This is a genomic window from Vibrio sp. 704, assembly GCF_033339295.1.
In genome coordinates, this window is record NZ_JAWOUH010000004.1 from 177386 (window position 1) to 189954 (window position 12569).

Annotated in this window: 10 protein-coding genes; 5 read left to right on the plus strand and 5 right to left on the minus strand. The window is 43.2% G+C overall.

Features of this window, described 5'->3' with window-relative positions; translation table 11 throughout:
- Positions 1-61 precede the first annotated feature (61 nt).
- Together dsbB and nhaB are read right to left on the minus strand one after the other, a co-directional pair.
- The gene (gene dsbB, locus R7R24_RS09025; RefSeq protein WP_031779052.1) at positions 62-598 is read right to left on the minus strand and encodes a disulfide bond formation protein DsbB; all 537 of its coding nucleotides are present in this window, start codon (positions 596-598) and stop codon (positions 62-64) included.
- An 83-nt stretch (positions 599-681) separates the two neighbouring features.
- On the minus strand, positions 682-2268 hold the full coding sequence (gene nhaB, locus R7R24_RS09030; protein ID WP_005380822.1) for a Na(+)/H(+) antiporter NhaB: 1587 nt from the start codon (positions 2266-2268) through the stop codon (positions 682-684).
- 639 nt (positions 2269-2907) lie between these two features.
- On the opposite strand from nhaB, the gene fadR reads away from it, so the two are divergent.
- Entirely contained in the window at positions 2908-3747 is an 840-nt protein-coding gene (gene fadR / locus R7R24_RS09035; RefSeq protein WP_005380824.1) for a fatty acid metabolism transcriptional regulator FadR, read from the plus strand.
- A gap of 110 nt (positions 3748-3857) precedes the next feature.
- Here the strand turns inward: fadR and R7R24_RS09040 are convergent, their stop codons facing one another.
- Positions 3858-4667, minus strand: coding sequence for a hypothetical protein (locus R7R24_RS09040; protein WP_017821380.1), 810 nt, complete (start codon positions 4665-4667; stop codon positions 3858-3860).
- Positions 4668-4876: 209 nt separating this feature from the next.
- Positions 4877-6952: a methionine--tRNA ligase gene (metG, locus tag R7R24_RS09045; RefSeq protein ID WP_054577642.1), complete on the minus strand. Its 2076-nt coding sequence runs from the start codon at positions 6950-6952 to the stop codon at positions 4877-4879.
- A 162-nt stretch (positions 6953-7114) separates the two neighbouring features.
- On the opposite strand from metG, the gene apbC reads away from it, so the two are divergent.
- The 3 genes from apbC (at position 7115) to R7R24_RS09060 (ending at position 11289) form a co-directional block, all read left to right on the plus strand.
- Entirely contained in the window at positions 7115-8191 is a 1077-nt protein-coding gene (gene apbC, locus R7R24_RS09050; RefSeq protein ID WP_005380830.1) for an iron-sulfur cluster carrier protein ApbC, read from the plus strand.
- 180 nt (positions 8192-8371) lie between these two features.
- Entirely contained in the window at positions 8372-9013 is a 642-nt protein-coding gene (gene udk / locus R7R24_RS09055) for a uridine kinase (protein ID WP_005380833.1), read from the plus strand.
- A 188-nt stretch (positions 9014-9201) separates the two neighbouring features.
- Positions 9202-11289: an AsmA family protein gene (locus tag R7R24_RS09060; protein WP_047103439.1), complete on the plus strand. Its 2088-nt coding sequence runs from the start codon at positions 9202-9204 to the stop codon at positions 11287-11289.
- A 62-nt stretch (positions 11290-11351) separates the two neighbouring features.
- Here the strand turns inward: R7R24_RS09060 and cobO are convergent, their stop codons facing one another.
- Positions 11352-11957 (minus strand): cob(I)yrinic acid a,c-diamide adenosyltransferase, encoded by a 606-nt coding sequence (gene cobO, locus R7R24_RS09065; protein ID WP_005380837.1) that lies wholly within the window; start codon positions 11955-11957, stop codon positions 11352-11354.
- 117 nt (positions 11958-12074) lie between these two features.
- Here cobO and R7R24_RS09070 point away from each other — a divergent pair, with 117 nt between their 5' ends.
- Positions 12075-12524, plus strand: coding sequence for a low molecular weight protein-tyrosine-phosphatase (locus tag R7R24_RS09070; protein ID WP_054577643.1), 450 nt, complete (start codon positions 12075-12077; stop codon positions 12522-12524).
- Positions 12525-12569 lie beyond the last annotated feature (45 nt).

Below are 12569 nucleotides of genomic sequence, written 5' to 3' on the forward strand. Positions count from 1 at the left end.
CACTTAACAAAAAAGCCGACCAGATGGTCGGCTTTTTGTTAATTTTTACGCGTCAGTAGGATTAACGAATTGGATTAACGCGTTTTGCAGGGAAGAATTGTGCAATTACAATTAATGCCAAAGCGATTAAATTGCCTGCAAAAATTACTACTAACCATTGTGGCATTGATAAATCAAGGAGCTGCCACACAACCTTAGAGCAATCACCATATGCTTCAAACATCCAAGGAACCCACTGATTGAGCGGAGCCCAGCTAGGGAATGTGACGAATAAATCGCAAGTCGCGAATGGTGATGGATTAAACTGGTAGTCCACGTGCTGCATCGCAAGTAACAAACCCTTGTAAGCACTTAATCCCCAGCCTATCAAACCTAGCCAGCGGAAAATTGGGTTCTTGGGTGCCAATATACCAACCATTGCAGCGACGCCCACTCCCATCATCGCGACTCTTTCATAAATACACATGACACATGGTGCAAGCATCATGACGTGCTGAAAATAGAGGGCACATGCTTCAAAGAAAACGACGAATAGCAGAAGCAGTAGCCACGATAAACGTCCCTTTGAAAACTGGTTAAGTGAATTTAAAATAGTCACGTTTTTGTTCCTGTCTGAAATAGAAAAAGCTCTGAATACTCAGAGCTTTTTATCGTGGATAAGTTTCCTAATCAACTCAAATTTTAGTGACCACCGGATACTACGGGAGTCAGATCACCACTATGAGGTAAAATCCAACCAGCTTCGTAGAAAGAAGCTGTTGCAGGCTCTAGGAAGAACATGATTCCCATCAGACCGACAATCGCAAGAACGACGGTGTAAGGCAGCGCCATGATAACCATTCGACCGTAAGACAGACGAATTAATGGAGCGAGAGCCGATGTGAGTAAGAATAGGAATGCCGCTTGACCGTTTGGCGTTGCAACAGAAGGCAGGTTAGTACCAGTATTGATTGCCACCGCCAGTAAGTCGAACTGATCACGAGTAATGAGGCCCTCAATGAGTGCAGTTTTTACTTCATTGATGTAAACCGTACCAACGAACACGTTATCCGACACCATAGATAATAAGCCATTCGCCACATAGAACAGAGCTAGCTGAGTACCTTTATCTTCAACGGCAAGCACCGCATCGATGACTGGTTTAAACAGCTCTTGGTCAATGATTACAGCAACGATCGAGAAAAATACTGCAAGCAGTGCAGTGAAGGGCAGGGCCTCTTCAAACGCTTTCCCCATGGAGTGCTCTTCAATGACACCAGTAAATGCGGTCGCTAAAATGATCACAGAAAGGCCAATTAAGCCGACAGCAGCTAAGTGCAAAGCGAGTGCAACGATCAACCAAACCGCAATAAGACCTTGAACCCAGAGTTTTGCGACATCTTGATTTGTTCGCGTTTTACGCTCTTCACGGTCAAAATCGACGAGGATCTGACGAACGTTATTAGGAAGCTTCGCGCCGTAGCCAAACACTTTAAGCTTTTCAACTAAAGCACAAGTGATGAGACCACAGAAAAATACAGGTAGTGTCACTGGAGACATACGGATTAGGAATTCACCAAATAACCAACCCGCTTGGTCTGCAATAATTAAGTTTTGAGGTTCACCAACCATCGTGGTTACGCCACCTAAGGCAGTACCTACACCAGCATGCATCAACAAAGAGCGCAAAAAGGCACGATAGTTTTCTAAGTCATCACGCGTTAGTTCAGTGATCGTGTCATCTTGTGTATGGTCATGGTCACCGATAGGGTTACCAGACGCTACTTTGTGATAGATAGAGTAAAAGCCGATCGCCACGCTGATAACAACGGCGATAACCGTCAAGGCATCCAAAAATGCAGACAAAAATGCCGCAGCAAAGCAGAACGCGAGTGATAGTAGGGTTTTAGAGCGAATGCCAAGTAAAATTTTGGTAAAAATGAACAGCAATAGCTGCTTCATGAAGTAGATGCCCGCAACCATAAACACCAGAAGTAGCAGTACTTCGATATTTGCTACTAATTCGTGCTTAACTTGCGCAGGGCTAGTCATGCCGATAGCAATGGCTTCAATAGCAAGTAAACCGCCAGGTTGTAATGGGTAGCATTTTAATGCCATTGCTAGCGTGAAAATAAATTCAGCGACCAACAACCATCCAGCTACAAATGGGTTTATTAGGAAGAATACAATCGGGTTAATTATTAAGAAGGCTATAATGGCAACTTTGTACCAATCAGGCGCTTTACCAAGGAAGTTCTTGATAAAAGCGTTTCCGAGCGATATCGGCATGATAATTCTCTTTATAACAAAATTATGAATAGACACTACAATAGTGCTTAAGTATCTGTTTGTTAGACTTATTAACTAGTCTTTTAAAACAATAACTTAGTAAAACAACAATCCTTTGTTTATTGTAGTCTTGCCAAGTTACTTCCCCTGAACTCAAGCACCGCTCACTTTCGACCGCAAACTCTACACTCAGGCATTTATTAGTCAATAACAAAACGTGATGCTACCGACTAAAATGACTTTTTAAATGTAATAACGCGATCAAAACGGCGTTACTATACCATGAAAGTCTTAAAAAAATCCTCTTGGATTTTAAATGACGGTCAGTGACGAGAAAAGGCAAATTAAGAAAGAATATTAACTGTGATATACAAAGTAATTTTTCATATTTTGAATATAAAAATGTGACAAGGTTGTCTTTATTTCTCCGAGATTTGTGAGCTGTTTAATTAAATGAAAATTCATATTTTACTGCTTTCGCTCGCATGTTAGAGCCTCTTAAATTGACACAACATATAGAGTATTAACTCTATGTTATGGAGTCATTTCCACTATTGATCGTAAATTTTCTCAAACCGCTAAGTAGTGGTATGATGAGTAGTATCGACCCTCAGAAATCAATATTGGATAAAAAGTAGAATGGTCATAAAGGCGAAAAGCCCTGCGGGATTCGCAGAAAAATATATTATCGAGAGCATTTGGAACGGCCGTTTTCCTCCAGGCTCAATTTTACCTGCTGAGCGCGAGCTGTCCGAACTGATTGGTGTTACTCGAACGACTTTAAGAGAGGTTCTTCAACGACTAGCCCGTGACGGATGGTTAACTATCCAGCACGGCAAACCTACGAAAGTTAACCAATTTATGGAGACCTCTGGCCTGCATATTTTGGATACTTTAATGACGCTAGACGTTGATAATGCGACAAACATTGTAGAAGATCTGCTTGCGGCACGTACCAACATCAGTCCTATCTTTATGCGCTATGCATTTAAAGCGAACAAAGAGAGCTCTGAGCGTACAATTAAGAACGTAATCGAATCTTGTGAAGCTTTAATGAATGCGGCTTCCTGGGACGAATTCATCGCTTCTTCGCCGTATGCTGAAAAAGTTCTGCAGAATGTGAAAGAAGATAACGAGAAAGATGAAGCGAAGCGTCAAGAAATCTTGATTGCTAAAACGTTCAACTTTTACGATTATATGCTTTTCCAGCGCCTAGCATTCCATTCAGGAAATCAAATTTACGGTTTGATCTTTAATGGTTTGAAGAAGCTCTACGATCGTGTCGGTAGCTACTACTTCTCAAATCCAGCTTCTCGTGAGCTAGCTCTGAAGTTTTACCATCAATTGCTCGAAACTTGTGAAAGTGGCCAGCGTGAGCAACTACCAGTAGTGATTCGTCATTATGGTATGGAAAGTGCGTTGATCTGGAACGAAATGAAAAAGCAATTACCAACGAACTTCACGGAAGACGACAGCTAAGCGCTGACAAGTTGGATAAACGAAAACCGCAGTGCCTTAGGCCTGCGGTTTTTTTGTTTTTATTTATAAGTCGGCGACGAACCAAGCACCAATAATAAGGTATGGAACGTTTATCCTGCTAGTGAGAGTCTGGGTAACGGTAGATATAATGACTCTACGACATCTGAAAGGACATGGTCGTATGTATTGAAGATGGTCAATGACAAGTCCGATGTGACGCCATAAAGCTCTGCTTCTGTTAAGTCGACATGACTCCCTGTCACGTATTCATTTAGCGTCTGTATTGAGCGCGTGGAAGCAGGAGAGGTAATGCTAAGTGGAGCGATAACCGCTAGTTGGTTTAGCTTACGCATCATGACCGATGCATAGTTTTTGAAACGCTCATTTCCGCCTTGTTCTCCTAAATCTTGAATGCTGATTCGTAACTGAGTCAGGGTCTCCAAGCTATCCATAATGTTTTGCCAGTTCATGTGATACTCATTATGCAAGTCATCTCTTTGCTCAACCGCTAGCCATGCGATGGTTACTTCATCCATCAAAAACAAGCAATGACGAATTAACTTACCATGCTCCATCTGGTTTCTTGCAACACTATGGTCATTCCATTGTTCAAGTAGTTTCCCTACTTTAATCTGTAATACGCGATACATGGGTTTGTTTTCAAACCGTGATGTTTCGACTAAAAGATGCAGCTTGTTAGTCAGAGCATCATGAAGAGCGTCCAATTTTTGTTGATCGTTTTGTTGGAATTGAAGCGAGTAGTGAGTAGCAGCTCGGTGGTGTCTCAGAAGGTGAACAACATCTCGCAACAATGTTAACAGCTGATATTTGCGCGCATGTTGCTGCTCTCGTTTAGAAGATAAGTGATATATTCCAGCTAAAATAGCGATGGACAATAGTGTGGAAATCAAAACAAACATAACCAACTCCTTGTTAGTGTTTGGACCTAACAAGAAAGATTGCAGTTTTGATGCCACTAATTAACTTCTACTAAAACAGTGAGTTAGGCTTGTGACGGGAAAGATGCTGTACAAATTTGGTGCACAAATTCCCCAAAAGTGTGAATTCAGTCAAAAAAGTCCCCGCTGAACTGGCGAGGACTTTTTAAATTTGATCGTAAAGCTACAACTTACATTACACGCATGCCAGGTTGAGCGCCTTCGTGTGGCTCAAGGATCCACAGGTCGCTACCACCAGGGCCTGCCGCTAGGATCATACCTTCAGACATACCAAACTTCATCTTACGAGGTTTTAGGTTTGCTACCATTACCGTTAGCTTGCCTTCTAGCTCTTCAGGTCTGTAAGCTGACTTGATGCCAGAGAATACCTGACGAGTTTCACCACCGATGTCCAATTGGAACTTAAGCAGTTTGTTGGCTTTTGGTACTTCTTCACAAGAGATGATACGAGCGATACGCATATCTACTGCAGCAAAAGCATCGAACTCAATCTCTTCAGCGATTGGTTCTTTGTCTAGCTCGGTTTGGCTAGCCTTGTTCTTTTCCGCTTCAGCTTTCTCTTTCGCCGCCATTTCTGCCGCCGCATCTTCTTTAGACGCTTCGATCATCGCTTCAACATTCTTCGGATCGATACGGTTGAATAGTGCTTTGAACTTAGTGATCTCGTGGCCTGTTAGTGGAGCAGCGATGTTTTCCCAAGTTAGCTCTTGGTTTAGAAACGCTTCAGTACGCGCAGCTAGCGATGGCATTACTGGTTTCAGGTAAGTCATCAGTACGCGGAATAGGTTGATACCGACAGAACAGATGTCTTGTAGTTCCTGATCTTTGCCTTCTTCTTTTGCTACAACCCACGGTGCTTTTTCATCAACGTATTGGTTAGCTTTGTCTGCCAATGCCGTGATTTCACGGATTGCACGACCAAACTCACGCGTTTCGTAAAGCTCAGCGATACGGTCAGCAGCAGCAACAAATTCGTTGTAAAGTTCAGGCTCTGCAAAGTTGTCAGACAGTTTGCCTTCAAAACGTTTCGCGATGAAACCTGCGTTACGAGATGCCAGGTTAACGATCTTGTTAACAACGTCAGCGTTTACGCGCTGAGTGAAGTCTTCAAGGTTAAGATCTAGATCGTCGATACGGCTGTTTAGCTTCGCAGCGTAGTAGTAACGTAGACACTCAGGGTCTAGGTGCTCTAGGTAAGTGCTTGCTTTTACGAACGTACCTTTAGACTTCGACATTTTCGCGCCGTTTACGGTTACGTAACCGTGTACGAATACGTTGTTAGGCTTGCGGAAGCCAGAACCTTCTAGCATTGCTGGCCAAAATAGGCTGTGGAAGTAAACGATGTCTTTACCGATGAAGTGGTACAGCTCTGCTGAGCTGTCTTTTTTCCAATACTCGTCGAAATCTAGGTCGTCGCGCTTGTCACATAGATTTTTGAAAGAGCCCATGTAGCCGATAGGCGCGTCTAGCCATACGTAGAAGAATTTGTTCTTCTCACCAGGGATCTCGAAGCCAAAGTATGGTGCATCACGTGAGATATCCCATTGCTGCAAACCAGATTCGAACCATTCTTGCATTTTGTTCGCTGTTTCAGCTTGTAGCGAGCCAGAGCGAGTCCACTCTTTTAGCATGCTTTCAAACTGAGGCAGGTCGAAGAAGAAGTGCTCTGAATCTTTCATTACTGGCGTCGCACCAGAAACCGCAGATTTAGGATTGATCAGTTCTGTTGGGCTGTAAGTCTCACCACAGTTGTCACAGTTGTCACCGTACTGGTCTTCAGACTTACATTTTGGGCAGGTACCTTTTACGAAACGGTCCGGTAAGAACATCTCTTTTTCTGGATCGAACAGCTGAGAGATAGTGCGGCTAGAGATAAAGCCATTTTTCTTCAACTCAAGATAAATGTGTGACGCTAGCTCACGGTTCTCATCTGAGTGTGTGCTGTGGTAGTTATCAAAGCTGATATCAAATCCAGCGAAGTCTTTTTGGTGCTCTTCGCTAACTGCGGCAATCATTTCTTCAGGAGTAATACCCATCTGTTGCGCTTTAAGCATGATTGGCGTGCCGTGAGCATCGTCAGCACAGATGAAGTTTACAGTGTTGCCGCGTAGGCGTTGGTAACGAACCCAAATGTCCGCTTGGATATGCTCAAGCATATGACCAAGGTGGATCGAACCGTTAGCGTACGGAAGGGCACAAGTTACCAGCATTTTCCTTGACGGAAAGTTTTTTGGATCGTTTGCCATACTTAATATTCGCTTTTCTTGATAGGTATAAATAAATTTTGATGGATAATACTACCCCATGAACTGACTAACTCCAAGGTGTCAAACTGCGGAATGCCTTAGTTTTTTTGGGGTTCTGGTTGAGCCTGGACGGTGGTAGCATGACATCTAAAAGGAGGGCTTATGCATCAGTTCACTTCAAAGCAAGATTTTTGTCACTGGTTTAACCAATTCCAACATCCACAGTTGGTGGAAAACTGGGCAGATATTCATGGCGCAATTTCGATTACGACACAGGGTTCTATTGATATAACGTTGCCATTCGCAAGTAATGAGCTTCAAACCGTACTGCATGACTGGATCAAACAGCAGCAAGCCTCGGGTAAAGTGGCTGAATTCCCATTTAATATTCGCCTTGGAGTTAAAGCTTTAGAAACTCAAGTGGCTAACTCGGTTAAGGGTGTTAAGAACATCATTGCCGTCAGTTCTGCGAAAGGTGGCGTTGGTAAATCTACTACCGCAGTTAACTTAGCGTTGGCGATTGCTCAATCTGGGGCGAAAGTGGGATTGTTGGATGCAGATATCTATGGTCCGTCTGTACCTATGATGTTGGGGCAAGAAGATGCTAAACCAGAAGTTCGTGATGGCAAGTGGATGGAACCCATTTTTGCTCACGGCATCTATACTCATTCTATCGGTTATTTGGTGGATAAATCAGAAGCGGCGATATGGCGCGGTCCAATGGCTTCAAAAGCATTGTCGCAGTTATTAACTGAAACAGATTGGCCAGATTTGGATTATTTGGTGATTGATATGCCGCCAGGAACGGGGGATATTCAATTGACTCTGTCACAACAAATTCCGGTAACAGGTAGCGTGCTAGTCACAACGCCGCAAGATTTAGCCCTTGCCGATGCAAGGAAGGGAGCGGCAATGTTTAACAAAGTCCATGTCCCAGTCATTGGTGTTGTGGAAAACATGAGTTATCACATTTGTAGTCAATGTGGCGCGAAAGAGCATATTTTTGGTATGGGCGGAGCTGAAAAAATGTCGCAAGAATTTGGCTTAGCATTGTTAGGACAAATTCCGCTTCATATCTCTATGAGAGAAGATATTGACGCTGGCGTGCCAACGGTAGCAAGACGCCCAGAAAGTGAGCATGCAGGGTATTATAAGCAACTTGCCGATCGCGTATGTAGCACGATGTTTTGGCAAGGCAAAGCAAAACCAGATGCGATTAGCTTTACAATGGTGAACTAAGTTTACTATGCCTGTTGGTTGATAATTGCACATTTTAACGTTTGCTCGGAGGTTAATCCTCTGAGCAGGCAGAAACTTATGACTAAACCCTAATTCCAACTAGTAACTATGGGGTGAACTCCCTATAATCAGGCAGTTTATCTTTTTATGTGACTAGAAATCATCATCGGGTGCAAACTAATGTCTGATAATAATCAATGCGTCATCGTAGGTATTGCTGGCGCTTCTGCTTCTGGAAAAAGTCTGATCGCGAGCACTATTTATAATGAGCTTCGCGCGAAAGTAGGCGATCATCAAATCGGTGTCATCACGGAAGATTGCTACTACAACGACCAAAGCCACCTAAGCATGGAAGAGCGAGTAAAGACGAACTACGATCACCCGAGTGCGTTGGACCACGACCTACTGTGTGAGCACCTAGAAAAATTGGTACGTGGTGAAGCAGTAGAAGTGCCTGAGTACAGCTACACTGAGCACACAAGAACAATTAACACCACCACAATGACACCTAAAAAGGTGATCATTCTAGAAGGTATCCTTCTTCTTACAGACCCTCGTCTTCGTGATTTGATGCATGCGACAGTATTTATGGACACACCGTTAGATATTTGCTTGCTTCGCCGTGTTAAGCGTGATGTGGAAGAACGAGGCCGAACTATGGAGTCTGTTCTTAAGCAATACCAACAAACAGTACGTCCGATGTTCATGCAGTTTATCGAACCTTCTAAGCAATATGCGGACATTATTGTTCCTCGCGGTGGTAAAAACCGTATCGCAATTGATGTATTAAAAGCTCACATTGCAAGACTTTTGAAAGCTTAAGCCTATAGACGGCTATATCGCTTTATTTTTAAGAGAAGAAGTGGCACCTTAAGTGCCACTTCTTTTTTTGTTTTTAAATTAGTCAGTTGCAGGTTAAAACCAGACACTTTTCACGCTTTTGTGGAACTGTCAGCGGTAAATGGAGTCTGCGCTTATAATTGTAAAAACACTCGAGCAAGGAAAAACAAATGAAGAAACTGCTCTTAATTCTAGCAATACCGATTGTGGTCATTTTGGTCGCAATTTTAGCGTTAACCATCTTCGTCAATCCGAATCAGTTTAAACCCCTTATTGTTGAGCAAGCGCAAAAGCAAACGGGATTAGAGTTGGTGATTGAAGGGGATATCAGTTGGCAATTTTTCCCATCGATTGGCTTTGAGTTGGGACATACAGAATTGCGAAATCCACAAGGCTTTAGTAAACCCAATTTATTCAAAGTTGATACCGTTGGTGTAGACATCTCTGTTATGCCACTTTTTAGTCAACAGCTTGAAATTGGAAACGTCACGCTTGATGGTGCTGAGTTCTACATTGAAACCAAGAAAGATGGCAGCAAGAATATTGATGCATTGACGAAAGCCCAAACACAACAAGCAGAACAAGAGAGCAATGCTGCGCCTACGCAAAATGGTGAAACGCAAACTTCTGGTTCTGATTGGAGTATTAATCTTGCTGGCGTTACTGTTTCTAACGGTTCATTAGAAATGCAGGATAAGCAAGCCGGTAGTTACACCAAACTTTATGATATTTCATTAAACCTTTCCGAATTCGCTTTTGACAACTGGACAACGGCTGATTTTGGCGTGAAGGGCGAAATGAACGACCAAAAGTTCACAGCGAAAGGTCAGGCCGACTTTAAGCTAGAAAAAGGTTTGGCAAACTACGCGCTAAAGAACATCAACTTTGATGCGACATACTCTGACCCTGCCAATAAAATTGAATCGGCAACGATCGGTTTAGACACGTTTGAATTCGATAAAGTAAATAACCTGACTTATGCCATTAAGGGTGTCGCTGGTGGTATGAAGTTAGATATGCAGGGTGCTGGTCAACTTAGCGTGGACAAGGCTATCAGCAAAGTACAGTTGGATAAGTTAACTCTTAAATCGACTTTTGAGGGTGATGCTTTACCTCAGTCCCCGATGAAAGTCGACATGGTGTCTGATCTGTCTTTCGACCTAACGAAAAACCATCTGAGTTTTGTTCTAGAGAAGTTAACAGCGAATGCTATCGCCCTAGATGGTAAGGCAGATGTGACACTCGGTGATATTCCTAAAGTACGCTTTGCTCTCCATAGCCCCAATATCGATCTTGATGAGTTTTTAGGGTTAGATAAGCAAGCTGCCGAAGGTAATAAGCCTGCTTCTGGTGGCGAGAGTGCTCCTGCTGGACCTGAGGTTGAGCCTGATTTGTCTGCGTTGAAAACGTTAGATGTAAAGGGTGACATTACCATCGACAAATTCAAAGCGGCAAATGCGAAGATGGAAGCGGTAAAAACGAGCTTCACTGTAAATCGTGGCGTGTTTGAGCTTACATCTTTTAGTTCGAAGTTGTACCAAGGCTCAATCTCAGCGACAGCGAAGTTAGATGCACGCCAATCACCAGCGACTTACAGTGTTAAAAAGTCAATCAAAGGCGTGAAAGTTCAACCGCTACTTATAGACGTTGCTGAAAACGACAAACTTGAAGGGACAGGTAACATTGATGTGAATGTTACAGGTAAGAGTCTCACGCCTACCGGTATCAAGAAGAATCTATCTGGTACGGTTGTTATCAATTTTGCTGACGGTGCGGTGAATGGCATCAACGTTGCTCAGTTGATTCGTGAAAACTATGCGAAATTTAAAGGGCAAAAAGTTGAAGGCACCAATGAAGCTAAGAAAACAGACTTCAGTGCGATGACGGCGACATTGAAACTCAACAAAGGTGTTGTATCAACGGATAATATGCAAGCTCAGTCTCCATTGTTACGTGTTCGTGGTAAAGGTACCGCAAACTACATCAATGAAACAGTCGACTTTACTATCAGCACGTCAGTTGTAGGCAGCCTAGAAGGCCAGGGCGGTAAAGATATAGATGAGCTGAAAGACATCACGATTCCAATCAATGTGTCTGGTAAGTGGGCAGATCCTAAATTCAAGCTCGTATTCGATGATGTTCTGAAGCAGAAAGCTCAAAAAGAAATCGATCGTGGCGTGGAGAAGCTAACGGACAAAATCAAAGACGAGAAAACCAAAGATGCGGTCGATGGTTTATTGAAGAATCTTTTCAACTAACCGTGCGTGAAAACCAAAAGGGTTGGCATTTTGCCAACCCTTTTTAAATTACTCTGCGAGTGTTACCAATCGACGCCTTTGAGGGCTTTTACGCCAGATTCAAATGCGTGCTTTACATTTTTCACTTCAGAAACGGTATCGGCCATTTCAATCAGGGTTCGATGTGCGCCACGCCCAGTAATAATAACCGACTGCATTTTAGGTCTGTTGCTCAGTGCTTCGACCACTTCGTCTAAGTCGATGTAGCCGTAGCTCACCATATAAGTTAGCTCGTCAAATAAGATGACATCGATAGAGTCGTCTTGCAGCATGCGCTTACATTCTTGCCATACGCCTTGCGCTGCTTCGGTATCAGCGGCTTTGTTTTGAGTTTCCCACGTAAAGCCGGTTGCCATTACTTGGAATTCAACGCCGAGTTTCTCAAGTAGGTTGCGCTCACCGTTGTCCCAAGTACCTTTAATAAACTGCGCGACAGCACAATTCAAACCATGACCCACTGCGCGTGCGATCGTACCGAATCCTGATGTCGATTTACCTTTACCATTTCCGGTAATGATCAGTAGCAGACCTTTTTCCTCTTGAGCAGCAGCGATTTTTGCGTCTACCTGTTCTTTGACTTTTTGTTGGCGAGCTTTATGGCGTGCTTCTTTATTTTCTTCGATAGACATAATACTTCCTCAATTCCTTTTCGTGCTGTGCCCAAGCTAATTTGGGTTCATTGATTTATCTCGCTATGATAGACCAACATATCGTGAAGAAAAACCACCGATAATTCAGGGAATAAAATGAAGAAAATACTTGTTGTTTGTATGGGAAACATTTGTCGGTCACCAACTGGAGAGGCAGTGTTAAGAGCGAAAGCTCAAAAGCTAGGCGTTGAAGTAGAGGTTGATTCGGCAGGTACAATTGGCTACCACGCAGGAAACCGACCGGATTCAAGAGCGATGGCAGCAGGAAAGCAGCGAGGTTATTCTTTTAAAGGAATGCAAGCGCGCCAAGTCACCATTGATGACTTTGAAAAGTTTGACCTTATATTAGCCGCAGATAAAGCAAATTTGGCCGATTTATTGGATATTTGTCCGTTGAAGTATCGACACAAAGTATCGTTATTTTTAAGTCATTCTGAGTCAGGTTACGACGAAGTGCCGGACCCATATTATGGTGGGGAAGATGGCTTTGAACTGGTGCTTGATTTAATCGAAGAGGCATCAGAGGAGATTTTGAAGAAGCTATAATCGCCGGGCTTGAAGACAATAGGAAAAGGGATGAGCTGAGCCCAT